Annotated in this window: 23 protein-coding genes; 11 read left to right on the top strand and 12 right to left on the bottom strand. The window is 66.2% G+C overall.

The window, feature by feature from the left end:
* Positions 1-65: 65 nt before the first annotated feature.
* Positions 66-683 (top strand): HAD family phosphatase, encoded by a 618-nt coding sequence (locus tag U5A58_RS06155; protein ID WP_321960730.1) that lies wholly within the window; start codon positions 66-68, stop codon positions 681-683.
* A 23-nt stretch (positions 684-706) separates the two neighbouring features.
* Complete coding sequence (locus tag U5A58_RS06150) at positions 707-1,396, top strand: DUF4410 domain-containing protein (protein ID WP_321960729.1); 690 nt, start codon at positions 707-709, stop codon at positions 1,394-1,396.
* Between the two features lie 22 nt (positions 1,397-1,418).
* Here the strand turns inward: U5A58_RS06150 and U5A58_RS06145 are convergent, their stop codons facing one another.
* From U5A58_RS06145 to U5A58_RS06125, 5 genes are all read right to left on the bottom strand, one after another.
* A complete protein-coding gene (locus tag U5A58_RS06145; protein ID WP_321960728.1) occupies positions 1,419-2,123 on the bottom strand; it encodes a glutathione S-transferase N-terminal domain-containing protein in 705 nt (234 codons plus the stop codon).
* A 143-nt stretch (positions 2,124-2,266) separates the two neighbouring features.
* On the bottom strand, positions 2,267-2,578 hold the full coding sequence (locus U5A58_RS06140; protein ID WP_158762796.1) for a cupin: 312 nt from the start codon (positions 2,576-2,578) through the stop codon (positions 2,267-2,269).
* Positions 2,579-2,624: 46 nt separating this feature from the next.
* On the bottom strand, positions 2,625-3,398 hold the full coding sequence (locus U5A58_RS06135; protein ID WP_321960727.1) for a hypothetical protein: 774 nt from the start codon (positions 3,396-3,398) through the stop codon (positions 2,625-2,627).
* A gap of 125 nt (positions 3,399-3,523) precedes the next feature.
* Positions 3,524-4,246 (bottom strand): dienelactone hydrolase family protein, encoded by a 723-nt coding sequence (locus U5A58_RS06130; protein WP_321960726.1) that lies wholly within the window; start codon positions 4,244-4,246, stop codon positions 3,524-3,526.
* A gap of 85 nt (positions 4,247-4,331) precedes the next feature.
* Complete coding sequence (locus U5A58_RS06125; RefSeq protein WP_321915506.1) at positions 4,332-4,751, bottom strand: secondary thiamine-phosphate synthase enzyme YjbQ; 420 nt, start codon at positions 4,749-4,751, stop codon at positions 4,332-4,334.
* Between the two features lie 184 nt (positions 4,752-4,935).
* Between U5A58_RS06125 and nfsB the strand changes: the two genes are divergently transcribed.
* Positions 4,936-5,586: an oxygen-insensitive NAD(P)H nitroreductase gene (gene nfsB, locus U5A58_RS06120; protein ID WP_321960725.1), complete on the top strand. Its 651-nt coding sequence runs from the start codon at positions 4,936-4,938 to the stop codon at positions 5,584-5,586.
* 73 nt (positions 5,587-5,659) lie between these two features.
* A complete protein-coding gene (locus U5A58_RS06115) occupies positions 5,660-6,115 on the top strand; it encodes a PACE efflux transporter (RefSeq protein ID WP_321960724.1) in 456 nt (151 codons plus the stop codon).
* Positions 6,116-6,155: 40 nt separating this feature from the next.
* Here the strand turns inward: U5A58_RS06115 and U5A58_RS06110 are convergent, their stop codons facing one another.
* The 4 genes from U5A58_RS06110 to U5A58_RS06095 are packed head-to-tail and all read right to left on the bottom strand — an operon-like array spanning position 6,156 to position 15,600.
* Positions 6,156-7,745: an efflux transporter outer membrane subunit gene (locus U5A58_RS06110; RefSeq protein ID WP_415774175.1), complete on the bottom strand. Its 1,590-nt coding sequence runs from the start codon at positions 7,743-7,745 to the stop codon at positions 6,156-6,158.
* 35 nt (positions 7,746-7,780) lie between these two features.
* Complete coding sequence (locus U5A58_RS06105) at positions 7,781-11,095, bottom strand: efflux RND transporter permease subunit (RefSeq protein WP_321960723.1); 3,315 nt, start codon at positions 11,093-11,095, stop codon at positions 7,781-7,783.
* Positions 11,092-14,250, bottom strand: coding sequence for an efflux RND transporter permease subunit (locus U5A58_RS06100; RefSeq protein WP_321915510.1), 3,159 nt, complete (start codon positions 14,248-14,250; stop codon positions 11,092-11,094). Before U5A58_RS06100 ends, U5A58_RS06105 begins: the two co-directional genes overlap by 4 nt.
* A gap of 18 nt (positions 14,251-14,268) precedes the next feature.
* Positions 14,269-15,600, bottom strand: a complete 1,332-nt coding sequence (locus U5A58_RS06095; protein ID WP_321960722.1) for an efflux RND transporter periplasmic adaptor subunit — start codon at positions 15,598-15,600, stop codon at positions 14,269-14,271.
* Positions 15,601-15,969: 369 nt separating this feature from the next.
* Between U5A58_RS06095 and U5A58_RS06090 the strand changes: the two genes are divergently transcribed.
* The gene (locus U5A58_RS06090; RefSeq protein WP_321960721.1) at positions 15,970-16,179 is read left to right on the top strand and encodes a hypothetical protein; all 210 of its coding nucleotides are present in this window, start codon (positions 15,970-15,972) and stop codon (positions 16,177-16,179) included.
* A gap of 25 nt (positions 16,180-16,204) precedes the next feature.
* On the opposite strand, the gene U5A58_RS06085 is transcribed toward U5A58_RS06090, so the two are convergent.
* Entirely contained in the window at positions 16,205-17,017 is an 813-nt protein-coding gene (locus U5A58_RS06085) for a helix-turn-helix transcriptional regulator (protein WP_321915513.1), read from the bottom strand.
* Between the two features lie 195 nt (positions 17,018-17,212).
* On the opposite strand from U5A58_RS06085, the gene U5A58_RS06080 reads away from it, so the two are divergent.
* The 3 genes from U5A58_RS06080 to U5A58_RS06070 all read left to right on the top strand — a co-directional run bounded on the left by U5A58_RS06080 (position 17,213) and on the right by U5A58_RS06070 (position 21,531).
* Positions 17,213-18,436, top strand: coding sequence for an AAA family ATPase (locus U5A58_RS06080; RefSeq protein ID WP_321960720.1), 1,224 nt, complete (start codon positions 17,213-17,215; stop codon positions 18,434-18,436).
* Between the two features lie 14 nt (positions 18,437-18,450).
* Positions 18,451-20,286 (top strand): cobaltochelatase CobT-related protein, encoded by a 1,836-nt coding sequence (locus U5A58_RS06075; protein ID WP_321960719.1) that lies wholly within the window; start codon positions 18,451-18,453, stop codon positions 20,284-20,286.
* A gap of 117 nt (positions 20,287-20,403) precedes the next feature.
* Positions 20,404-21,531: a DnaJ domain-containing protein gene (locus U5A58_RS06070; protein WP_321960718.1), complete on the top strand. Its 1,128-nt coding sequence runs from the start codon at positions 20,404-20,406 to the stop codon at positions 21,529-21,531.
* A gap of 21 nt (positions 21,532-21,552) precedes the next feature.
* Here the strand turns inward: U5A58_RS06070 and U5A58_RS06065 are convergent, their stop codons facing one another.
* Together U5A58_RS06065 and U5A58_RS06060 are read right to left on the bottom strand one after the other, a co-directional pair.
* The gene (locus U5A58_RS06065; protein WP_321960717.1) at positions 21,553-21,894 is read right to left on the bottom strand and encodes a DHCW motif cupin fold protein; all 342 of its coding nucleotides are present in this window, start codon (positions 21,892-21,894) and stop codon (positions 21,553-21,555) included.
* 45 nt (positions 21,895-21,939) lie between these two features.
* Positions 21,940-22,365, bottom strand: coding sequence for a MarR family transcriptional regulator (locus U5A58_RS06060; RefSeq protein WP_321937259.1), 426 nt, complete (start codon positions 22,363-22,365; stop codon positions 21,940-21,942).
* Positions 22,366-22,594: 229 nt separating this feature from the next.
* Between U5A58_RS06060 and badH the strand changes: the two genes are divergently transcribed.
* Genes badH through aliB form a run of 3 tightly spaced genes read left to right on the top strand, consistent with a single transcriptional unit; the run spans position 22,595 to position 25,404 of the window.
* The gene (gene badH / locus U5A58_RS06055) at positions 22,595-23,362 is read left to right on the top strand and encodes a 2-hydroxycyclohexanecarboxyl-CoA dehydrogenase (protein WP_321960716.1); all 768 of its coding nucleotides are present in this window, start codon (positions 22,595-22,597) and stop codon (positions 23,360-23,362) included.
* Between the two features lie 50 nt (positions 23,363-23,412).
* Positions 23,413-24,195, top strand: a complete 783-nt coding sequence (badI, locus tag U5A58_RS06050) for a 2-ketocyclohexanecarboxyl-CoA hydrolase (protein ID WP_321915519.1) — start codon at positions 23,413-23,415, stop codon at positions 24,193-24,195.
* A gap of 57 nt (positions 24,196-24,252) precedes the next feature.
* A complete protein-coding gene (gene aliB / locus U5A58_RS06045) occupies positions 24,253-25,404 on the top strand; it encodes a cyclohexanecarboxyl-CoA dehydrogenase (RefSeq protein WP_321960715.1) in 1,152 nt (383 codons plus the stop codon).
* The last annotated feature ends 21 nt before the right edge of the window (positions 25,405-25,425 follow it).

Below are 25,425 nucleotides of genomic sequence, written 5' to 3'. Positions count from 1 at the left end.
GCGGTATGATCGGCAGCGGACGGGGTTAGGGACCGCAATTGGACATTTCATCGCGGGAGCGGCAGATGACGGCGATCGGCGTAGTCCTCTTCGACATGGAAGGCGTGCTGTCCCACTACGATCGCGACGCGCGCGTGGCGAGCCTCGCGGCCGCCACCGGCGCGCCGCCTGCAACCGTGCGCCACGCGATCTGGGGCTCGGGCCTCGAAGCGCGTGCCGACGCCGGCGAGATCGATCCCGACGCTTATCTGCAAGCGCTCGGCGCCATGCTCGGCTGCGAGGTGGCCCGCGACGTGTGGCTCGCTTCGCGACGCGCTTCGATCACGCCGAACGAGGCGGCGCTCGCACTGGCGCAGCGCGTGGCCGCGCGATGCCGCATCGCTGTGCTGACCAACAACTGTTCGCTCGTCACGCATCACCTCGATTATCTGAATCCGCCGGTCGCGCAGCTTTTCGGCTCGCAAATCTATTCGTCGGCGACGTTCGGCGCCGTCAAGCCGGCTGCGCAGACTTATCTTGGCTGTGTGGCGCAGATCGGCGCCCAGCCACAGGAAACGCTTTTCATCGACGACAGCGAAGCGAACGTCACGGGCGCGCTCGACGCGGGTCTGCAGGCGTGTCACTTCGTCGAAACCGATTCGCTCGCGCGTGACCTCACGCGGCTCGGGCTGATCGACGTTTGATGGCCAATCTACGGGAGCATGCCATGAAGATGCGACGTCACTGGAACCTGGTTGCGACGCTGTGGCTGTGTGCGTTCGCGCCGCTTGCTTCGGCGCAAGTACTGGGCGCGCCCGCGGCACCAGGACCTGCGCCTGGCGCGCCGGTCGTGTACGTGACGGATTTCGAACTCGACGCGGCCAACGTCAAACAGGATTCGAACCCTGTGGAGAATGCGCGCGAGCACGTGGGCGGGCTATTGCCCCGACCGTTGCTGCGTCACCGCGACCCGCAGCAGCGCGCCGATCAGGACGTCGCAAAAATGGCCAATGCGCTGGTGAACGACCTGCGCGCGAAGGGGCTCGACGCGCGCCGCCTGCCCAGTGGCGCGCCGCTGCCCGCGCAGGGCTGGCTCGTGCGCGGCGTATTCCTGAGCGTGGACGAAGGCAACAGCTTGCGGCGCGCGGTGGTGGGCTTCGGCTCGGGCGCAAGCCAGATCGAGCTGGCGGTAGCAGTGGACAACCTTGCCACCCAGGCGCCGCAGCCGCTTTATCAGGTGATCGACAGCGAATCGAGCCACGCGAAGCCGGGCGCCGGCGCGGCCATCGCGCTCAATCCGTATGTGGCGGCGGCCAAATTCGTGCTGGCGCGCGCCGATGACCGCAAGAACGTGGACCGCGCGGCGGCCGAAGTGGCCGACTCGGTCGCCGCACGCGTGAAAGCGGCGCCGCAATGACGCCGCTCGCGCACGACTTGCCTTAGCCGCGCGGCGGAATGTTGAGCCCGCGCTCGACTGCTGGCCGCGCGATGAACGCCGCGAGCACGCGTGCGACGTTCTTGAAATCGGTGTAACCCACGAGGTCGCCCGCCTCGTAGAAGCCAACAAGGTTGCGCACCCAACCAAATGTGGCAATGTCGGCGATGGTGTACTCGTCGCCCATGATCCACTTGCGGCCCTCGAGGCGCTGGTCGAGCACGGCGAGCAGGCGCCGCGATTCGGCGACGTAGCGGTCGCGCGGACGCTTGTCCTCGTATTCCTTGCCCGCGAATTTGTGGAAGAAGCCCACCTGGCCGAACATCGGGCCAATGCCGCCCATCTGGAACATGACCCACTGGATCGTTTCGTAGCGCGCCGCGCCTTCGCGGGCGAGGAAGCGGCCGCACTTGTCGGCGAGATAGATGAGGATCGCGCCCGACTCGAAGAGCGCGAGCGGCTCGCCGCCCGGCCCGTTCGGATCGAGGATCGCGGGAATCTTGTTATTGGGGCTCAGCGAGAGGAATTCCGGCGACATCTGGTCGTTCGCGTCGAAGCGCACGAGATGCGGCTCGTAGGGCAGGCCGCTTTCCTCCAGCATGATCGAGACCTTGACGCCATTGGGCGTGGGCAGCGAATAGAGCTGAATGCGCTCGGGATGAAGCGCTGGCCACTTGCGCGTGATGGGAAATGCGGAAAGGTCGTTCATGCGAGGTCCTTGCAGTCCTGAAAGCCCTTCGGCGCCGGGGCGCGAGCCGTGTTAGACGCGCCAGGGGCCGATGGAGGGAGTGGAGTCAGGCCGCCAAGTGTAGTGGAAACGGCGCGTGCCGTCTTTTCGCCGCAAGGCGCGGCTTACACGCTGCCTTCACGCTCCACCACGAGAATGCGTGCCTCCCCGCGCGGGTGCGCGACATGCTCGCAGCCCACGCCCGCGAAGAACACGTCGCCGGCTTCGAGCACCGCGACGTGCTCCGCGCCGCCTTCGCGGTAATGCATGTCGACCACGCCGTCGAGCACGGCGAACACCTCCTCGCCGTCGTTGACGTGCCATTTGTACGGCTGGTCGGTCCAATGCAGGCGCACGGTGGTGCCGCTCATGTTGGCGATGTCGAGCGCGCCCCAGGGGCGGCTGGCGGTGAAGGTTTTCGAACGGATGACTTTCATGGCTGGATGGGGACGGGCGCGATCATGCGGCGCCGCGAAGCGGCGCTCAAGGATTCGCAGGCAGAGATTGCGCAAGGCTCAACAGATTGATCGGCGCGACGCGAATCAAGCCGCCGCGCGGGCTGTCGATATCGGCGATGAGCGTGAGCGACAGCGTCACCGTAATGGGCAGCACGAGCAGCAGCACGCGCCGGCCGACCTGGCCGGACGCGCCGTAACCCTGCATCAGGTTGCTGAAGATGGCGATCACGATCATCAGCGCCCAGGCGGCGACGGGAATGCGATTGACCCACGCGGCCTGCGTATAGCCCTGTGAGTTGATGACGTCGTTCATGCCGCCGACCACGAGCGCCATGACCGGATTCGGCTGCGCCTTCGCGGCATCGCGCACGATCGCCCAGAGTTGCGTCTGGAGCTCGCTGGTGTTGCGGTTGACCTGATCGAGTGCGGCAGCGTCGTGCACGACATAGAACTGGATGCGCGCCTGAAGGTAGCGCGCGAGCAGCGCCTTGGTCTGGGCAGCCGCCTCGCCGCCAAGCAGTTCGGCGCGCAGGTACTCCGTGCCGATCGCGTTGGCTTCGTCTTCCTCCAGGTTCTTGCGCTGGTCGTAGCGGTTCACGGCCATCGAGAGCGTGAAGCCGATCAGCAGCGCGAGCAGCGTGAGTGTCGCGCCCTGCACGATCTTGTAGTTCTCGCGCGCTTCCTCGGCGAGCGGGAAGCATCGGTGCAGCACTTTTGAGCCGAGCCCGGCGGCGAGCGGCAGGACCAGGATCAGCACGATGAAGAGCAGCGCAGGGCGCTGGAGGATGAGCGGCGTCATGAAGTCTCCGCGAGAGCGTGAGAGGGACGAAGGCGCTGCAATGCAAATCGGCGTCGGCCGCGCGAGGCGGGACGACGCCGATTCTACGACAGATCCGCGCGCCGGCGCGGGCCGCTGTCAGCGCTTCAGCGCGCCGCGCCTTGCGGCCACAGCGTGCGGCCCCAGAACGTCAGCGAGCGGTCCCACGCGAGCTGCGCCCAGACCGGGTCGTACTGCGTGATGGCGATGCGGGTCGGGCCCACGGCGGTCTCGTTCGCGAACGCGTGGTGGGCGAGATAGCGATGGAATTCGACGTCGACGTTGGCGTTCTTGAGCTTCGTTTCGAGCTCCGCCACGGTTTCGATGTTGAACGCCTGGTCCTGGGTCGCGAAGTGGCCGAGGATCGGCGCGGTGATCTTGCTCGCATCGATGTAGTCGAGCGGCGGAAAGCCATACCACACCACGGCGCCCGAAAGGCCCGGGACCATGGTGGCCGCGAGCAGCGTGAGCGCGCCGCCCATGCAGTAGCCCGTCACGCCCACGCGGTCCGTGAGCGTTTTCAGGTAGGTGACCGCGCCGTACACGTCCTGCGAGGCCGCGTCCGCGAAGTCGAGGCCCGTCATCAGATGGTGGGCTTCTTCCTGCTCGACCGTGCTCTTGCCGCGATAGAGGTCGGGCACGAGCGCGAGGTAGCCCGCCTGCGCGAGCCGGTCGGCCACGCCGCGGATCTGGTCGTTCAAACCCCACCACTCCTGGATCACGACGATGGCGGGTGCGCCTTCGGCCTTCTCCGGCTTGGCGAGATAACCCTGGAGCGACTGGCCGTCAGGGCGGGTAAAGGAAATCATGGAACCGGCGGACTGTTTCATTTGGGGCAACCTTTGGTGAGTCGGTTGAACGAAAGACGCAAGCATAGCGCTTGCGTACGGGATTGGTGTGTATGCACCCGCGGGCTCATTCGCCGATCAGATGCAGCACGATGTCGCGCGTGTGCGCCGCGCGCCGATGTTCGAACACATAGATGCCCTGCCACGTGCCCAGCACGGGATTGCCGTGCTCGACCGGAATCGAGAGCTGCGTGTGCGTGAGCGCCGTGCGCAAGTGCGCGGGCATGTCGTCGGGGCCTTCGGTGTCGTGCTCGTAACGCGCTGGATCTTCGGGTGCGAGCTGCTCGAAAAAGCGTTCGAGATCGCGGCGCACCGAGGGATCGGCGTTTTCCTGGATCACGAGCGAGGCCGACGTGTGGCGGCAAAAGAGGGTGAGCAAGCCGGTGGCGATGCGCTGTTCGCGCACGAACGCGCGCACTTCATGGCTGATTTCGACGAGCCCGCGCGTACGCGTGTTCACCGGCAGATGATGGATGGCCTGGCGCATGATCGGTGTTCTCCTTGCGGGCCTCGGCGCGTGGCTCACGGGCCGCCGCGGCAATGTCAACCGTCAAGCATAGCGCAGGCGCGCCTCGCGCGCAGACCGCGTCCGCGGCCGGCGCGCGATGCTGGTACGATGTCGGCCTTGCCGGGCGCTGCCTCGGCCGACCGCACACGAAGGAGAAAACCGCTTGAACCTCACCCGCTACGCGAAAGCCCGCCACGCCACCAAGGCGTTCGATCCCGCCCGCAAGATTCCCGCCGCTGTCATCGCGGAACTCAAGGAGCTGATCCGCTTCAGCCCCTCGTCGGTGAACTCGCAGCCGTGGCACTTCGTGCTGGCGGAAAGCGACGCTGCGCGCGCGCGTATCGCTCGCGGCATGGAAGGTTTCGCATACAACGAACCGAAGGTCACGCGCGCTTCGCACGTCGTGGTGCTGTGCGTGCGCACCGACATGGACGAAGCCCACCTCGCCGAAGTGCTCGCGCAGGAAGAGGCGGACGGCCGCTTCGCCAATGCCGAAGCGAAGGCCGGTCAGGAGAAGACGCGCTCGTTCTACGTGAACCTGCATCGCGAGCGCAACGACCTGCCCGCGTGGATGGAGAAGCAGGCGTATCTCGCGCTCGGCACGCTGCTGATCGGCGCATCGACGCTCGAGATCGACGCCTGCCCGATGGAAGGCTTCGACGCGAAGGCGCTCGACGAAGAGCTGGGACTGCGCGAGCAGGGCCTCACCGCGCTCGTGGTGATCGGTCTCGGCTACCGCAGCACCGACGACTTCAACGCGAAGCTGCCGAAGTCGCGTTTGTCTGCGGCTTCGGTATTTACCGACCTGGGTTGATTCGCGAAGGGTTTCGCCGCACTCGCAACAGGCGCGGCGATCGACACGGGAGCCGCATCGGGAGCATTCGTCCATGCAGGGTATCAAACGCCGCATCGTATACGTCGCGTTGTTCGAAGGCATCGCGATTCTGATTACCGGCTCCAGCTTCGCCTCGCTCTCGGGCAGCGGCATGAATCGCGCGGGCGCCGCGGCGGTGATTTCGTCGCTGATCGCGGTCGGCTGGAACTTCGTCTTCAACCTGTTGTTCGAGCGCTGGGAAGCGCGCCAGACGAAACGCGGCCGCAGTGTTGCGCGCCGCATTGCGCATGCGGTCGGCTTCGAGGGCGGGCTCATCGTGTTTCTCGTGCCGATGATCGCGCTCACGCTGCAAGTCCCGCTGATCGAGGCGTTCGCGATGGATATCGGGCTCTCGGTGTTCTTCCTCGTCTACAACTACGTCTACAACCTGATCTTCGATGCCGTGTTCGGGCTGCCAGCCTCCGCCATGCCTGTGACAGCCGCTTCGGACACGGAGCCGCGCACGTAGCGCGGGTTCTTTCGCTCAGGCGTGAGATCACGGACTGAGATCAGGGGCTCTGAACGGCGCCCTGCGTCCGGCTCGCCTCCACGTTCGCAGGACCACTCGCGCTCGCAGCCGGCGCTGCAGCGCCGGAAGCCGACGTCGCCGCCCGCGCCGGATGCTGCGCATCGTGCAATTCGCCGGACCAACCGCCGCCCAGGTCGCCGATCAGCGATGCCGTATCGAGCAGCCGCTGCTGCTGCACGTTGAGCGCGCTCTGCTGATTGGTCACCTGGGTGGCGAGCGCCGTGGCGACCGTCGTGTAGTCCACGGTTCCCGCCTCGTATTCGTTTTGCGTGATCTGCGCGCCGTGTATGGCGTCGCGTACGGCGGCGTCGAGCACTTCGGCCTGCTGCGCAAGGATGCGCAGGCCCGAGAGATCGTTTTCCACCCCCTGGAACGCCGTCAGCACCGTGCCGCGATAGTTCGCCACCGCCGCGTCATAGCTCGCTCGCGCCGCTGCCACCTGGCCGCTACGCTGCCCGCCGTCGAAGATCGTCTGGGTCGCGCTCGCGCCAAGCGACCATACGTAGTTGCTTATGTGCAGCAGGCCCGAAAGCGGCGATTGCGTGAAGCCGTCGAGCGCGGTGAGCGAGATCGACGGGTAGTACGCGGCCACCGCCACGCCGATCGCCGCGTTGGCCGACGCCATCTGGCGCTCGGCGGTCGCAATGTCGGGCCGGCGCTGCAGCAGCGTGGAGGGCACGCCGGCCGGAATGGCAGGTAGCGCGGGAAGCTGCGTGCTGTGCGGTATATCGACCTCTTCGGGGTTGCGGCCCACTAGCACCGCAATGGCGTGCTCGTATTGCGCGCGCGCCACGCCCAGCGCGATCAGGCTCGCGCGAGCGGATTCGAGCTGCGTGCGCGCGGACACGAGGTCGGACGGCGGGACGGTGCCCGCCTGGTCCTGGTTGGCCACCACACGCAGGAAGTCCGTGTATGCCTGCACGGTATGCGTGAGCAGGTCGATATCGGCGTCGGTGATACGCAGATTGATCACGGCGTTCGCCAGCGCAATTTGTTCGGATAACGTAGCGTTGGCCAGCGTGGCCTCGCTCGCCTGCGCTGTGGCCGACTGTTCCTCGATCTGGCGGCGCACCTGGCCCCAGAGGTCAATGTCCCAGCTCGCGTTGGCTTCGAGCGTGCCGCCGTTGACGATGCGCGCACCGCTCGGCGTGGAGGTGATGCTGCTCACGCTGCTGAGCGTGCCCGTGGAGGAGCGCTCGCGCGCAAGCGAGCCGGTAATGCCGATGGTCGGAAAGAGGCTCGCACGCGCCACTCGCACTTCGGCAAGCGCTTCCTGGTAGTTCGCGTAGCTTTGCCGCACGGTCTGGTTCGATACCACGACGAGCGGCTCCAGCTCATCGAGCAGCGGGTCCTGGAAGGCGGTCCACCAGTCGCCCTTGGGACCCTGCGCGGCTTCGGGCTCGGCCTGGGTCCAGCCGGGCAGCGCTTTCCAGGTGGCGGGCACGGCAACCTCGGGCCGGTGGTAATCCGGCCCGACCATGCAGCCGGCGAGCAGCAGCGCGGCGCTGAGAGGCGCGAGCGGCAGTGCGCGCGTGGCCGCGCAACGGGCGGCGGAGGTCAGCATTCGCATGAACGATGGATTCGATGGGGCAAGGCAAGTCTTCATCATGATGCGCTCTCATCGGCCTGGCGATTCCACGGCAGGCGCGCGGCCCAGCGCGCAAGGCGTGCGCGCAGGCGGTCGAGGAACAGGTAAATCACCGGCGTGGTGTACAGGGTAAAGACCTGGCTCAGGATCAGGCCGCCCATGACCGTCACGCCGAGCGGCTGGCGCAGCGAAGCACCCTGGCCGATGCCGATGGCGAGCGGCGCCGCGCCGAGCACGGCGGCGAAGGTCGTCATCATGATCGGGCGCAGCCGCACCACGGCGGCTTCGTGAATCGCTTTGCGCGCTTCCATGCCTTCGTTGCGCTGCAACTGGATGGCGACGTCGACCATCATGATGCCGTTTTTCTTCACGATGCCAATGAGCAGGATGATGCCGATCATCGCGATCACCGAGAACGGCGTGCCGAAGATCAGCATGGCGAGGATCGCGCCAATGCCGGCCGAAGGCAGCGTGGAGAGGATCGTGAGCGGGTGGATGGTGTTTTCGTACAGCACGCCCAGCACGATATACACCACGGCGAGCGCAGCGAGTATGAGCAGCGGCACGACGCCCATGGACTGCGCGTAGGCTTGCGCCGCGCCTGCGAACGCGCCGTGAATGGAGGCGGGCATGCCGATATTGCGCTCGGCCTGCTCGATGATGTTGCTGGCCTCGGAAAGCGAGCCGCCCTGGGGCAGGTTGAACGAAATCGTGCCCGCCACTTCGGTGCCCTGGTGATTGACCTGCGTGGCCGTATGGCGCGTTTTCCAGTCCATGAGCGCCATGAGCGGCACCATGGTTTCGGCGGCCGTGCTGTCCGCGCTGCCGCTCGAGCTGCCGCCCTTGCTGTTGGCAATCGCGTTGTTCTGCTGGTTGGCCACCGCATTGGCGTTGCGCTCGTTGGTGTTGCTGCTCGTCGAGCTGGTCGTGGTCACGGCCGTGAATGGCGTGACGCCCGAGATGACGCTCGACGGCATCTGCGTTTGCGCAGCGCCGCTCGCGTTGCCTGCCGCCGTGCTCAGCCAGATGTCCTGGAACGACTGCGGAAACTGCCAGTATTGCGGCGCCACTTCCATCACGACGAAGTACTGGTTGATCGCGTTGTAAATGGTCGAAACGGTGCGCTGGCCGAAGGCGTCGTAGAGCACGTTGTCCACCTGGTTTGGATCGAACCCGTAGCGCTTGGCGGTCGAGCGCTGCACCGTCATGTAGGCCTCCAGACCGTTTTGCTGCAGGTCCGAGTTCACATCCGTCATCTGGGCGCGGTGCTTGTTCAGCTCGTCCACGAGACGCGGCACCCAGGTGAAGAGGGCGTCGGCGTCGTCGCTCGTCAGCGTGTACTGATACTCGGCCGCCGACTGCCGCCCGCCGATCTGCAGGTCCTGCTGCGCCTGCATGAAAAGGCGTGCGCCGGAAACGGCATTGAGCTTGGGGCGCAGACGGTTCACGACCTCGGTGGCCGTCAGGCGCCGCTCGGCAATCGGCTTCAGTTCGACGAACACGGTGGCCGTATTGAGCGCGCGCCCGCCCGTGAAGCCCGCCACCGACTGCACGGCGGGGTCGGCCTTCACGATGGCCTGCAGCTGCGCGAGCTTCTTCTCCATCGCCGTGAACGAAATGCTCTGGTCCGCGATGATCTGCCCGATCAGAATGCCGGTGTCCTGCTCGGGGAAGAACGTGCCGGAAAGCAGCCGCGCGAGAAACACGTTGCCGACCAGCAGCGCGAACAAGACGAAAATCGTGAGCCGCGCGTGATTGAGCGCGACGTCGAGCGTGCGCGAGTAGAACTGTTTGAAACGCTCGAACTGCGCGTCGATCCACACGGCCGCGCGCGAGGGCTTGTGGTGCAGCGCTTCGCGCTTGAGCACGTAGGCGCACATGGTGGGCGTGACGGTGAGCGAGATCACGAGCGAGATGAGGATCGCGATGGAGAGTGTCATCGCGAACTCGTGAAAGAGCAGGCCCACGATGCCGGGCATGAGCAGAATGGGCAGGAACACGGCGATGAGCGAAAGGCTCATGGAGAGCACCGTGAAGCCCACTTCGCCCGCGCCTTTGAGCGCCGCTTCCTTCGGCTCCATGCCGGCCTCGACGTGGCGCACGATGTTCTCCAGCACCACCACGGCGTCGTCCACCACGAAGCCGGTGCCGATGGTGAGCGCCATGAGCGAGAGGTTGTCGATGCTGTAGCCGAGCAGATACATGGGCCCGAACGTACCCACGATGGAAAGCGGCAGCGCCACCGCCGGAATGAGCGTGGCGCGCGGCGAAAGCAGGAACACGAACACCACGCCGATCACGAGCAGCACGGCGATGAAGAGTGTGCGCTCGGTGTCGGCCACGGAGGCGCGCACCGACTCGGAGCGGTCGACCGCCACGTCCACCTTGATCGTGGCGGGCAGCGCGGCTTCGATGGAGGGCAGGCGCGCGCGAATCTGCTGTACCGTCTTCACGACGTTGCTGCCGGGCATCGGGTAGACGATCACGAGCACGGCCGACTTGCCGTTGTAGAGGCCCGCGTTGCGGATGTTTTCGTTGGAGTCGATGACCGAGGCTACGTCGCGAAGGAACACGGGCGCGCCGTTGCGATAAGCGATCACGACGTCGCGAAACGGTGCGGCGTTGCTGATCTGGTCGTTCGAGAGCACCGTGTAGCGCTGGTTGCCCTGGTCGATATGGCCTTTCGCGCTGTTGGCGTTGGCCGCGCCAATGGACGCGCGCACGTCTTCGAGCCCGATGCCGTAGCTGTTGAGCTTGCTGGGCTCCAGTTCCACGCGCACGGAGGGCAGCGCGCCGCCGCCCAGCGTGATCTGGCCCACGCCGTCCACCTGCGAGAGCTGCTGCATGATGACCGAATCGGCGGAATCGTAGAGCTGCGCCTTGGTGAGCGTGTCCGACGTGAGCGCGAGCACCATGATCGGCGCGCTCGCGGGGTTGTACTGGCGGTAGGTCGGGTTGCTGCGCAAGGTGGTGGGCAGGTCGGCGCGCGCGGCCTGGATGGCGGCCTCCACGTCGCGCGCCGCGCCGTTGATGTCGCGGTTCAGGCCGAACACGACCACGATGAGCGACGAACCCGTGTTGCTGATTGACGTGAGCTGGCTCACGTCGGCGATGGTGCCGAGGCGCCGCTCCAGCGGCTCGGCAACGGTCGACGCCATGATGTCCGGGCTCGCGCCCGCCATGTTGGCCTGCACCACGATCACCGGATAGGCGATGTTGGGCAGCGGCGCGACCGGCAGCCGGAAAAAGGCGAGCATCCCCGAAATGAGGATCGCGATCGCGAGTAGCGACGTCGCGACCGGCCGCCGGATGAAGAGCGCCGAGAGGTTCACGGCGTGCCCTCGGGCGCGGGTGGCGCGCCGTTGCCAGAGCCGCCTTCTGCGTCACTGTCTGCGTCGGTTTCCGGCTTGCGCTTGCGCCCGAATCGCTCGGCGAGCCGGTCGAAGTACAGATAGATCACGGGCGTCGTGAAGAGCGTGAGCAACTGCGAAAGCGTGAGCCCGCCGATGATCGCAAGACCGAGCGGTCGGCGCAGCTCCGAGCCCGTGCCGCTGCCGAGCAGCATGGGCAGCGCGCCGAGCATGGCCGCGAGCGTGGTCATGAGAATGGGCCGGAAACGCAGCAGCGACGCTTCGAAAATCGCCTCGCGCGCCGGCTTGCCGTGCACGCGCTCCGCTTCGAGCGCGAAGTCCACCATCATGATGGCGTTTTTCTTGACGATGCCGATCAGGAGCACGATGCCGATAATACCGATCACGTCCAGGTCCTTGCCCGCGATCATCAGCGCGAGCAGCGCGCCAATGCCGGCCGAGGGCAGCGTCGAGAGGATCGTGACCGGGTGCACATAGCTCTCGTAGAGCACGCCCAGCACGATATAGACAGCCACGAGCGCCGCGATCAGCAGATACACCTCGCTGGAAAGCGAATCCTCGAACGCCTGCGCCGCGCCCTGGAACGACGAGGTGATCGAGGGCGGCAGATTCACGGCGGCCTCGGCTTTGCGCACGTCGCGCACGGCGGCGGAAAGCGAGGCGCCATCGGCGAGATTGAACGAGATCGTGACCGACGGGAACTGCGCGAGGTGGCTGATCATGAGCGGCGAGCGCGTGATGCTGATCTTCGCAATGCCCTTGAGCGGCACCTGACCCTCGCTGCTCGTCTGGCTCGGCAGATACAGGTCGCCAAGCGATTCGACCGTGGGCAGCGACTCGGGCTTCGCGACCAGAATCACGCGGTACTGGTCCGACTGCTGGAAGATGGTCGAAACGATGCGCTGGCCCAGCGCGTCGTAAAGCGCATTGTCGATGGTCGCCGCCGTGATGCCGTAGCGCGCCGCGAGCTGGCGGTTCACTTCGACGTTCACGGAAAGGCCGTCCGTGTTGAGGTCGCTCGTGACGTCGCGAATCGACGTGATCTGCTTCATGCGCGCGATGAGCGCGGGCACGTACTGGTCGAACGCCTCCTGGTTCGGTCCGCGCAGCACGAAGTTGTACTGGTTGCGCGAGACCGTCGTGTCGAGCGTGAGGTCCTGCTCGGGCTGCACGTAAAGGCGCACGCCCGGCACGTTCGCGACCGACTGCTGGATGCGCCGCCCGATCTCGTCGGCGGTTTCGGAGCGGTCGTCGTGCGGCTTCAGGTTGATGAGGAAGCGCCCGTTGTTGAGCGTGTTGTTGATGCCGTCGATGCCCACGTACGAGGTGAGCGAAACCACATCGGGGTCCTTGAGAATTTCCTCGGCGAGCGCGGACTGGCGCTGCACCATCGCCTGGTAGGAGATGGAGTTGTCGGCCACGCTGATGCCCTGCAGCACGCCCACGTCCTGCACCGGAAAAAGCCCCTTGGGGATGACCACATAGAGCAGGCCGGTGAGCGCGACGGTCACCGCGAAAACAACGAGCGTGAGCACCTGGTGGTCGAGCACCCAGCGCAGGCCGCGTTCGTAGGCGTTCAGCGTCTTGTTGAAGAGCCCTTCGCTGATGCGCTCGAAGCGGCTGGGGTGCCGCTCGGCCTGGGCGCGCAAAATGCGCGCGCACATCATCGGCACGACGGTGAGCGAGACCACGGCCGACAGCACGATGGTCACCGCGAGCGTCACTGCGAACTCGCTGAAGAGGCGCCCGATCACGCCGCCCATGAAGAGCAGCGGAATCAGCACGGCAATGAGCGAAATGGTCAGCGAAAGAATCGTGAAGCCGATCTGCCCTGCGCCTTTGAGCGCCGCCTGCAACGGCTTGTCGCCTTCTTCCAGGTAGCGCACGATGTTCTCGATCATCACGATCGAGTCGTCCACCACGAAGCCCGTGGCGATGATGAGCGCCATGAGCGAGAGGTTGTCGATCGAGTAGCCTAGCTCGTACATGAGCGCGAGCGTGCCGATCAGCGAGACCGGCACCGAAATGCTCGGAATGATGGTGGCGGGCAGGTTGCGCAGGAACACGAAGATCACGGCCACCACGAGCGCCACGGCGAGCACGAGTTCGAAGGCCGCGTCGCTCACTGAAGCGCGGATCACGCCTACGCTGTTCGACACCACCGTGACCTGCATGCCCGCGGGCAGCGACGCTTCGAGCTGCGGCAACTGCCGCATGATCTGGTTGACGGTTGCGATCACGTTCGCGCCCGGCTGACGCTGCACGTTCAGCACGATGGCGGGTGCCTTGTTGTACCAGGCGCCGCGCTCCACGTCCTGCGCCGCCGTGGACACGCGCGCCACGTCGCGCATGAACACGGGCGAGCCGTTCTGATAGGCGACGACCGTGTCTTCGTAGTCCTTCGGGTCCGAAATCTGGTCGTTCGAATTGATCGTGTAGTTGAGCTCGGGGCCGTCGAAGTTGCCCTTCGGATTGCTCACGTTGACGTTGGCGAGCAGCGTGCGCAGGTCGTCGAGATTCAGGCCGTAGGCGGCGAGCTTTTGGGGGTCGGCCTCCACGCGCACGGCGGGAACGTTGCCGCCCGCGGTGGTGACGAGGCCCACGCCCGGCACTTCGGAAATTTTTGTGGCAAGACGGTTGTTGGCCGCGTCCTGCAACTGCGTGAGCGACATCGACTTCGACGTGATCGCAAGCGTGAGGATGGGCTGGTCGGCCGGGTTGACCTTGGCGTAGGTCGGCGGTGCGGGCAGACCGCTCGGCAGGAAGCTGTTCGCCGCATTGATGGCCTGCTGCACGTTCTGCTCGGCAACGTCCAGGCTCAGCGAGAGGTCGAATTGCAGCGTGATGACCGAGGCGCCCTCGGAGCTGTACGAGATCATTTGCTGCAGGCCGGGGATCTCACCGAGCTGCACTTCGAGCGGCGCCGTGACGGTGGTCGCCATCACGTTCGGGCTCGCGCCCGGATAGAACGTCTGCACCTGGATGGTGGGGTAGTCCACCGCGGGCAGCGAGGAAACCGGCAGGAACTTCATCGCGACGAGGCCGATCAGCACCATCGCGATCATCAGGAGCGAAGTCGCGACCGGCCGCAGGATGAAGAGACGCGAAATATTCATCGGCGCTGGGTCCGGGGCTTAACCAGCTTGCGAGGCTGCGGCGCTCGCGTCGGAGGCGTTCGGCGCCGTGGCGCCGGGGGCGCTCGATGCTGCGGGTGCGCTGCCGTGATGCGGCGCGCTCGCGCCGCTCGCAGCACCTGCTGCGCCGGCGTGCGTGGCGGGCCGCGGTCCTGCTGGCTGGATCTTCGCGCCGTCGTTGAGGCGGTCGAGGCCGTCGGTCACGACGTGCTGACCCTGCTGCAGGCCCGCGGAGATCACGGTATAGCGGCCGTCGCTCGGCCCGAGCGTGACCTTGTGGACCGACACGGTGTTGTCGGCGTTCACGAGGTACACATAGTCGCCGGGCGCGCCGGTCTGCACGGCGGGCGTGGGCACGAGCACGGCGTTCTGCAGCGTGTCGACGAGCAGCCTCACATTGACGAACTCGTTCGGAAAGAGCGCCTCGTCGTCGTTGGGTACGCTTGCGCGCAGCGTAACCGTGCCGGTGGCCGTGGCCATCTGGTTGCTGAGCGCGAAGAGCGTGCCGGTGGCGATTTTCCGCGTGTTGTCGCTGCTGTACACGCTGATCGGCAGCTTCGCGCCAGCGTTGACGCGCTCGAGCACGCTGCCAAGCGAGGTTTGCGGAATCGCGAACTGGACGGTGGTGGGCTTCATCGTCGTGATGACGGCAATGCCCGTGGAACTGGACGAGGTCACGTAGTTGCCCGGATCGACGAGCCGCAGGCCCACGCGCCCCGACACCGGCGCGGTGATGCGGCAATAGATCAGATCGAGTTCGAAGAGCCTCACGTTGGCCTGATCGGCCTTTACCGCGGCCTCGTACTGCATGACGAGGAACCGCTGGTCGCTGTACGTCTGTTCAGCGATCGAGCGCTTCTCGTTCAACTGCGTGTAGCGCACGAGGTCGGCGCGCGCCTGGGCGAGCAGGGCGTGGTCCTTGGCGAGCTGCGCGATGGCTTGTTCCTTGCTGATCTCGTACTGGCGCGGGTCGATCTGCGCGAGGAACTGCCCCTTCACGACATCCTGGCCTTCCTTGTAGCCCACCTCGGTGAGGTAGCCGCTGATTTGCGGCAAAACCGTGACCGTGGCGACAGGCGTGACGGTGCCGAGCGCGTTGAGCGTCACGGGCATGGGCCCGAGCGTGGCGGCGGCCACGGTCACGACCTGCGGCGCGGCGCCGTGCTCCGTCTTCTTGTTGCGCATGATGTGCACGACCACGAGCACGATCAGCAAGATCACGACAATCGCGAGAATGAGCGGGCCGAGCCGGCGGCGCTTCGGCGCCTGCGGCGGGGGGGCGGGCGGCGGGGGTGGCTGGGGCGCGGGTTGCGTCTGCGGGACGTCGCTCATGCCTGCCTCCATGAGGTCGGACCACCGCGCGAGGCGGTGTGGAGAAGCCGTATCGGCGCGTTCAACGGCTTGTCTGCCGCGAATTGCTGCCGGTGACTGTCGAGTTGCTGCATACGCATTCTCATGATTGTTATGCCGTCGAAGCCAGGCCCTGCCATGCAGCGAAGGCCAAGACTCGCAGTCTAACCAACTCGTGCGCCAATTTCGAAACGTTAGTTATTTGTAAGGTTTTCAGGCGGTTACAGCGAGCGCATCCGGTGATCGGGGAGCACCGGTCGCGGTGTGCAATGCAACGCAGAAATGCTTGTTTGCGTGTGCGCCGATGACTGTCTAGATTGGAAGGGGTCAACGCCTTGCAAGGAGTCCGCAATGTCGAAGTTGTCGATGCCGGCGTGGTTTGCGCGGCGCGGCCGTGCGAACAGCCCGCCCGCGCCGCAGGGCGACGAGCCCGAACCGCGCGATGCCTCGCGCGAAACCGAGCACCTCGAACGCATCGCCACGTATGCACGGGCCGGTTACTTCAATATGGGCTATACGCCCGACATGTTTCCGCTAGTGGGCGATCTGCCGCCGCATTGATCTGCGGTATGCGCACGCGCGCGCGTCACTGCGCCGCGCTTTCCTCTGCGAAGCCCGCCGTGCCGCCCAGTGTGCCGGTGGGCCGGAACTCGCTGGGCGGCACACCCAGTTCGCGGCGGAACATGTCGCTGAAGCTGCTGGGCAGATAGCCCAGCATGCGCGCCACGGCGCTCACAGGCTCGCCTTCCGCAAGGCGCGATACCGCGAGTGCGAGCTGCACCTGGCGGCGCCACTCCGCAAACCCCATGCCTAGCTCGCGCGTGAAGAGCCGCGAGAGCGTGCGCACGCTTGCGCCCACCCACGCCGCATGTTGCTCGAAGCCGATATCGGCCGACGGGTTGTCGATTACTGCGCGGCACAGGGTGGCGAGGCGGCGGTCGGATGCGTCGGGCAGCGGAATGCGCAGCGTGGAGCGCGGCGCGTGGGCAAGCTCGATCGACGCGAGGCGATAGGCCGCGTCGAGCCAGGCGTCGTCTTCGCGCGCGCGTTCCGCGAGGCTCGTGATGAGTTCGCGCAGCAGGCCGTTGACCTCGAACACTTCGCAGCGCTCGCTCAGGTGCCGGCTGTCGCACTCGTGCAGATAGAGATTGCGCATCTCGACGGCGCTCAGCATATGAATGGCGTGCTGCGTGCCGGGCGGCAGCCACACGGCGCGCTGCGGCGGCACGACGAGCGCTTCGCGCTCCACCTCGACCCACATGACGCCGGAGACAGCGTAGAGCACCTGCGCCCAGGTATGCGTGTGCGGCTCGATCTGCAGCCCGCGCGGGTAGTGGCGCGCGAGCGAACGGCCGCGTCCGGGCTCGTCGTCGAGTTCGGGCGGCGCGGCTTGGGGCATGGGAGTCTCCGGGTGACAGGGGAGGCGTGCTTGCCTCGTATGGCGGTCGTCACGCTAGCATGGCTCGACGTGTGCTGGAAGCACGGGCGTGGTTCTCGCGTGTTCCTGATTGCCGCGCTTTTGCGCACTGCGACACGCACCGGTAATATGAGACGAATTTCCGGACCGCGCGCCAGCGCCCTGTATTGACTGCCCATGAACGCATCCGATCCCGCACTGCAAGAAGAAGACCCGCTCGGCTTCTACACCCGCGGCGCCGGCCGCGCGCGCGAATGGTGGCGCGTTTCGCCTTCCGCACGCGCGCATATGTACCGCATCGAGCACGGCCAGGGCGAGGACGACAAGGTCGATATCGACACCGAAATCGACCTCGACAATCTCGAAGCGAAGCTGCTCAAGTGGCGTCGCGAGGGCTTCGTTTCCGAAGCGCAGCGCGCCGATGAAGCGCGAGCCGCACAAGCGGGCGGCACGTTTTCGGCAGCCTTGCGGCAAGCCGTCGAAGCGGCGCGTGAGGCGAGAGCCGCTCAAACCCGTGCACAAGTTGAAGCGCCCACCGTACGCATCGGCACCGTTGATCTGCCGCGCGGCGAGCCGAACGCATTGGTGCCGCGCGTGAACGCGGCTTATCTTTTCACCGGACGCGGCGACGACATCGTTCAGGACATCGTAGAAAATCGCCGTGTCATGCTGATCGGCCACACGGGCTCGGGCAAAACGAGCTTCATCGAGCAGGTGGCCGCGCGCGCGAATTATGGCGTGCTGCGCGCGAACATGAATGGCCAGACCACGATTGGCGACTTCGTGGGTTTCTGGACCGTGAAGGGCGGCGAGACGATCTGGGTGGACGGCGTGCTGCCCGTGGCCATGCGCGAGGGCTACTGGCTCATCATCGACGAACTCGACTTTGCCGAGCCGTCCATTCTTGCCGTGCTCACCGCCGTGCTGGAACCGAACGGCCGCCTGCTGCTCAAGGAGCGCGGCAACGAGATTGTCGAGCCGCATCCGTCGTTTCGCCTCTTCGCCACCGCGAATGCCGCAGGCGCGATGAGCGCGTACCGCCATCTGTACCAGGGCGCGAACCTGCTCAACGAGGCGTTTCTCGACCGCTGGCGCGTGTACCTGTTCGACTATCTCTCGCTTGAAGAGGAAACCGAAGTATTGCTGCGCACGCTGCCGGTGCTCACGCGGCCGCTCGCGCAGACACTCGCTGCCGTCGCCGCCGACTGCCGCGCGGCGTTCGCCCGCGAGGACCTCGCGAGCGCGTTTTCGACGCGGCGCCTGATCGACTGGGCCGAACTCATGCTGCGCACGGGCGATGTAGAGCGCGCGGCGGGACCGGCAATCTACGCGAAGGTGAGCGCGGACGATGCAGCGCTCATACGCAGCATCATTCGTCATCACGTGATCTTCGACGCGTGAGTGCGGAGGCGTTTGTGTCCAGCTTGCGGGACGAAACGAAAGGCTTGACGGCGGGCGCCGATCCCGAAGGCGCGCTCGGGCGTCTTGCGCGCGTGCTGACCGGCGACACGCGCGTGAGCGTGACGTTCGGCGCGGGCGAGCCGCGCGTGGAAGGCGAACGCTTCGTTCTGCCCGCGCGCCTCGCGAGCGAAGGCGCGAATGAAGCCGCAAATGAAGCCGCAAATGAAGCCGCAAATGAAGCCGCAAATGAAGCCGCAAATGAAGCCGCACTGCTCGGCGCGCTCGACTTGCTGGCTGCGCGCCATCGCTACAGCCAGGCGGCGCGTCTCGACGCGCCGCAAGCCGGCGTGACGGGGCGTATTGCGCAGGCGATCGAGGACCGTCGCGTGCTCGCGCAGCTCGCGCGAACGTTCCCTGGCGCGCGACGCTACTCGCAAAGCTGGCGCGCGCAGCGCAGCGACGACATCGCGCGGCGCTGGCCGAAACTGGCATGGCGCGAGCGCCTGGCTTGGGCGATCGAGCGCACGCTGTGGGGCGAAGCGCCGGGCGTGCTGGAGCGCGACGCCGCAGCGCTCGCCGCCGCGCTGCGCGCGATCGACGGTCCGCTCGACGCGGCTCGTGCGAGCCAGTCGACGCAAGCGAGCCTGCGTGCAGCCGCGGCGATCGTGGCGGGTGTGCGTTCGCTCGCATCGCGCGGCGCGAACAACATGATGCAGACGGCGGGGTCGGCCGAAGGCCTCGACGACGAAGCGGCCCGGCTCGCGCAGGCGATGGATGAATTCGGTGCGCAAGACGAAGTCGAAGCGCCGGGCGGCGCCGCGCAGCCAGAAAACGCCCGCGAGCGTGACGGCGGTGCTTCGGCGCGCGCGAGCACGGAGTCCGATTCCGCTGCCGGTGCATCGCTTTCCGAGGCGGACGCGCCGCACGCCGCCGCCAATCGCGGCCCCGCGCACATGCGTCCACGCCTGTCGATCCCGCTGACCACCGCATTCGACGTCGTCACCGACCTCACGGGCCGCGGCGACGCCACCGCCTGGCGCAAGCTGCGCGCTTTGGCGCGCGCGGAGACCGGCGCGCTCAAGGCGCAGCTCGAGCGCGTGCTCAAGGCCGACGAACTCACGCACTGGAAGCGCGAGCAGGAGCGCGGCGAGATCGACCGCGCCGCGCTCGCGCGTCTCGCTGCCTCGCGCGGCTACCGCACGCCGTTTCGCGTGGCGCGACAAGCGAGTGGCCGCGACACGGTGGTCACGCTGCTGCTCGACCTGAGCGGCTCGATGGCGGGCCGCAAGATCGAACTGGCGCGCCTGTGCGCGGCGGCACTCGCCGACGCGCTCACGCAACTCGCTTTCGATTCGGAAGTGCTCGGCTACAGTTCGATCGAAGCGCCGGCAATGCGCGCGCGCTATGAGCGTGAGCGCGCGGCCGGCGCCAATCTGCGGGTCTATAACCGCTTCGTCGAGCGGCTGGATCTGCGCGTGTTCAAGCGCTTCGACTCGCGCGACTTGAGCGGGCTCGCGGCCATCGAGTGCGGCCACGAGAACCCCGACGGCGAAGCGCTCGCCTGGGCGGCGGCGCGGCTCGCGCAGCGCAGGGCGCGCAGGCGGCTGCTTTTCGTGCTCTCGGACGGCTATCCTTCGACCAGCGACGGCGACCCGGCCGTGTTGCGCACCGACCTGCTCGCGCGCGTGCAGGCGGTGACGGACCAGGGCATCGAGCTGGTCGGCATCGGCATACTGGACGACGCGGTCGAGGCGTTTTATCCGAACGCCGTGGTCGTGCGCAAGCTGCACGAACTGCCGGCCATCGCGTTCGCTACGTTGAGCCGCCTGCTGGCGGGGCGGCCGCACTGAAACCGTGCAGGCGCGCGCCGCAGCGCTTTCCTTGCCGGACCGGGCGCATTACGCTAACTTGAACAGGCAGGCGTTGCGCCGCCTGCCAACCCATCCACTAAGGAATACATACAGGTCATGCCAGGCCGCGATTACCGACCCGTGGATTACGACCGCCTCTACTATCGGCTCGATCTGGAGCCTGGGGCGAGCGAGGCGGACATCAAGCATCACTATCGCCATCTCGCGCAGATCCTGCATCCCGACAAATGGCGGCACCCCACGGCCGCCTCGATGCGCTGGGCCGACGACCAGTTCAAGCGCGTCAAGGAGGCGCGCGAGTTGCTTGAGGCCTACTGGTCCGTGCATCACGCGGCGCCGGTGAGCCGCGCCGCGCTGAGCGTCGCGCAGGCTGAAGAGTTGCACGCGCAGATGCAGGCACTGCTGGCACAGCGCGAACGCGTGCGCGCCGAGCTGGACGGGCTGCGCGCCGAGCGCACGCGTACCCTCGACGAGATCCAGCGCATGCGCACCGAACGCGACTCGTTGCACGGTGAGCTCACGGCATTGCGCGACGAAGCGGAGGCTGGGCAACCAGGCGAGCCGCAGGACGCAGCCGAGCCTCAAGCCGTTGACGTGCAGGCGCGTTCAGGCGTGCGCGATTTCCTGTTTGCGAAACTCGACGACCCTTCGCGAGGCTGGCTGCTGACGCTCGCCGCGAGCGTGTTCGCGTGCATTGTGATCTTCGTGATCGCGCATTGGATCGTGGGCTTGCTGCTCGCGCCCATCGCGCGCTTCGAGCTTGGCCGCTGGCTTGCCCATGTTCTGCGTTGGGCGCTCGTGGCGGGCGGCGTGGTGCTCACGTTCGGCTGGGGCTGGTCGCAGCGCACGCTGTACCGCGCGGGGCGTGCCGGGTGCGAGCACCCCGTGGCGCTGCCCGGCGACGAAACGCGCCGCCGCGTGAGCGCGGCGTTGCGTCACGAGGCGCACTACGGCGCCGAGTGGAGCATCGAATCGTACGACGCCGCGCCCGACGATACGCAATTCGCGCTGCGTGCGGTCATGCGTTTCTCGCCTGGCTCGCAAACCGGCACGCGCCGCCAGGTGGTGGCGTTCCGGTGCCGGGCGCACACGACTGGCGCCGCGCAAACGGCGCTCGCGTATGACTTCTCCGTGGCGGCTCCTACGTGGTGGCTCGTGCCGGCCGCACGCGTGGTGCGCGACCTGCGCAAGCGGCTCGATGCCGATCTCGGCGCGCCGCGCTGAAGCGGCGCGCGCCGGCCGCTTTCAATCGACGACGAAAAGCTTCGCGCCCGTGCGCGTGTACGACTGGTGCGCCTCGGCGTTGTCCCCCACCTGATAGCTCATGCCGTGCGTGAGGACGAACTTGCGCCCGTCGTCGAGCGTCGTTTCGAGTTCGCCTTCGAGGCAGAACAGAATGTGCCCCTTCTTGCACCAGTGGTCCGCGAGGTAGCCGGGCGAGTATTCGACCATGCGCACGCGGATCGGGTTGGCTTCGTCGCCGAAAAAGCGCGTGCGCCAGCTGGCCATGCCCGTTTCCCCTTTGTGTTGCGTGGGCTCGACGCTCGACCAGTCGGTGGTGCCGAAGCGAAATGCGTCCATTTTCATGTGGCTTTCTCCTTGCGCGTGTCGTCTGATTGTAGCGGAGCAGGCTCACGTTTCGTCGTCGTCCGCCGCGCGCTCCCGTTCGTCAACGCGCTTCATGTTGTCGAGCAGCTTCAGCAGATAGTGCAGCGTGTGCGTCATGTCGTCGGACGAAAAATTGTCCAGCACGGCTTCGTAGTACGCCTCGATTTTCGGCGTGGCCTGCGCAACCCATAGCTTGCGTCCCGGCTCGGTCATGCAGACGAGGCGCGAGCGGCGATCGCGCGCATCCGCCTGGGTCGTCACATGACCGTCGCGTTCCATCCGGCTGATCAGGCCCGAGAGATTCTGGCGGCTCACCATCAAGTATCGCGCGAGATCGCCCACGCTCATGCCGGGTTGAGCCTCCTTGCGCGAAAGCGCGCCGAGCACAGCCCATTGCTGCGTGGTCAAGCCCTCGGCCTCCACGGCGCGCGTACCGGTTTTGTGCAACATGTTTGCGCATTGATAGAGCCGGAAGAACAGCCGGTTGGCAAGATCGAAGCGGCTCGAATTCTGAATTTTTGATGTTTTTGGCAAGGGTTTCTCCTGGTGTTTCCGCGCTTGTCTTCGATCTGGGTGTTACCTAGTATACGTCAACATATTGACGTAATTCGATGCGGGGCTCAAAGAGGGCTGGCTTCGAAGGCGTCTATGGTACTGCTCAACCGAATGGAGGATCGCGGTGCGAAAACTCGAAGGCAAGACGGTCGTAGTGACGGGCGGCGGGGGCGGCATCGGCGGGGCGACCTGCCGGCGCTTTGCCGCCGAGGGCGCGCGTGTGGCGGTGCTGGATCTGTCGCTCGAAGCGGCGCTGAAGGTAGCGGAGGAGATTCGCGAAAAAAGCGGCGAGGCGCTGGCGCTGCGTTGCGACATCACGAACCGCGAGGAAGTGGATGCGGCGCTCCAGCAAGTGCAAGCGCAGCTCGGCCCCGTGGATGTGCTCGTGAACAACGCGGGCTGGGACGTGTTCCGCCCGTTCACGAAGACCGAACCCGTGCAGTGGGAAAAGCTCATCGCCATCAATCTCACGGGTGCGCTGCACATGCATCACGCGGTGCTGCCCGGCATGGTCGAGCGCAAGCGCGGGCGCATTATCAACATCGCCTCGGACGCCGCGCGTGTGGGTTCGTCGGGCGAAGCGGTCTATGCGGCATGCAAGGGCGGCCTCGTGGCGTTTTCGAAGACCATCGCGCGTGAGCATGCGCGCCACGGCATCACCGTGAACGTGGTGTGCCCCGGTCCGACCGACACCGCGCTCTTCGCCGAATACAAGGAAGGCGCGGGCAACCCCGACAAGCTGCTCGAAGCGTTCCAGCGTTCCATTCCGCTCGGCCGCATTGGCCAGCCTGAGGATTTGCCCGGCGCGATCGTGTTCTTTGCGAGCGACGACGCGAACTACATCACGGGACAGGTGCTGAGCGTATCGGGCGGTCTGACCATGGCGGGCTGATGCCGGCGAACGCTCTCTCTATCGACTACGAATCAGCAAAGACATCGATCATGAACTACGAAGACATTCTCTACGAAGTGCGCAACGGCGCGGCATGGATCACCATCAACCGGCCCGAGAAGATGAACGCGTTTCGCGGCCGCACCTGCGACGAACTGATTCACGCGATCAACAAGGCGGGCTACGACCGCGAGATCGGTGCGATCGTCCTGGCCGGCGCGGGCGACAAGGCGTTCTGCACGGGCGGCGACCAGTCCGCGCACTCGGGGCAGTACGACGGCCGCGGCACGATCGGCCTGCCGATGGAGGAACTGCACGCCGTGATTCGCGACGTCCCCAAACCCGTGATCGCCCGCGTGCAGGGCTATGCGGTGGGCGGCGGCAACGTATTGTGCACGATCTGCGATTTCACGATTGCTTCGGAAAAGGCCGTGTTCGGACAGGTGGGCCCGAAGGTCGGCTCGGTCGATCCGGGCTACGGCACCGCGTTCCTCGCGCGCGTGGTGGGCGAGAAAAAAGCGCGTGAAATCTGGTATCTGTGCCGCCGCTATCCCGCTGCCGAAGCGCTGGCCATGGGCCTCGTGAATGCGGTCGTGCCGCACGATCAGCTCGACGCGGAAGTGCAGAAGTGGTGCGACGAGATCATGGAAAAGAGCCCCACAGCGATTGCGATCGCCAAGCGCTCGTTCAATATGGACACGGCGCATCAGGCTGGCATAGCGGGCATGGGCATGTACGCACTGAAGCTCTACTACGACACGGAAGAATCGCGCGAGGGCGTGCGTGCATTCCAGGAAAAGCGCAAGCCCGAGTTCCGCAAGTACGTCAAATAAAGGCGTCTTCATGACGATCAGGATTGCGAATCGAATTAGCTGCTTCCGGGAGACACCATGAATCCGTATATCGACGAAGACCTCGCCGCGCTGGGCGAGCACGCACGGCGCTTCGCGCAGGGACGCGTGGCGCCCGGCTTCATCGAACGCGACGCTACGCGCGTGCTCGATCGCGGCCTCATGCGCGAAATGGGCGAAATGGGCTTCATCGCGCCGGAATTGCCCGAGCAGTATGGCGGCCAGGGCATGGGGTGCCTCGCAGCGGGTGTCATCCACGAAGAGATTGCGCGGGCCGACCTGAGCCTCTCGTACGTCAACCTGCTTGCCTCGCTCAACGGGCAGATTCTCACGAAGCACGCCGCGCCCGAAATTGCCCGCCCGTGGCTCGAGCGGCTCACGCAGGGCCACGCGCTGCTCGCCATCGCGCTCACGGAGCCGCGCGGCGGCTCCGACGCCGCGAACCTGCGCCTGAAGATGGAGCGCGTGGGCGACCACTACGTTCTCAACGGCGAGAAAACCTCGATTTCCGCCGCCGACCAGGCCGATGCCGCTGTGGTGTTCGCGCGCACCGGCAGCGTGGAAGACGGCGCGCGCGGCGTGTCGGCCATTCTCGTGCCGATGGATCTGCCGGGTGTCACGCGCAACCGCTTCGACTGTCACGGGCAGCGCGCGATCGGACGCGGTTCGATCTTCTTCGAGAACGTGCGCGTGCCGGTGGATCATCTGCTCGGCGAAGAGGGCAAGGGCTTTGTTCAGGTCATGCAGGGTTTCGACTTTTCGCGCGCGCTCATTGGCCTGCAGGTGCTCGCCGTGGCGAACGTGAGCCTCGAGGAAACCTGGGCGTACGTTGCGCAGCGCGAAGCTTTCGGCAAGCCGCTTTCTGCGTTCCAGGGCGTTTCGCATCCGCTTGCCGAATACGCAACCCAGGTGGAGGCTGCGCGCCTGTTGTGCCTGCAAACGCTGTGGCTCAAGGACCGCGGTTTGCCCCACACGGCGGAGGCCGCCATGTGCAAGTGGTGGGGGCCGAAGCTCGCCTACGACGTCGTGCACCAATGCCTGCTTTCGTTCGGGCACGGCGGCTACGACCGCGGGCCGCTCGAGCAGCGTCTGCGCGACGTGCTGGGCTTCCAGATCGGCGACGGCACGGCGCAGATCATGAAGACCATCATCGCGCGCTCGAACGCGGGCCGCGACGCGGTGCCGGCATGATGCGCGCCGCCTGCGACGTTC

The sequence above is a fragment of the Paraburkholderia sp. J7 genome (assembly GCF_905220155.1).
Lineage (GTDB): Bacteria > Pseudomonadota > Gammaproteobacteria > Burkholderiales > Burkholderiaceae > Paraburkholderia.
Note: the sequence above shows the minus strand (reverse complement) of the source record. Positions and strands in the feature narration are given on the sequence as shown.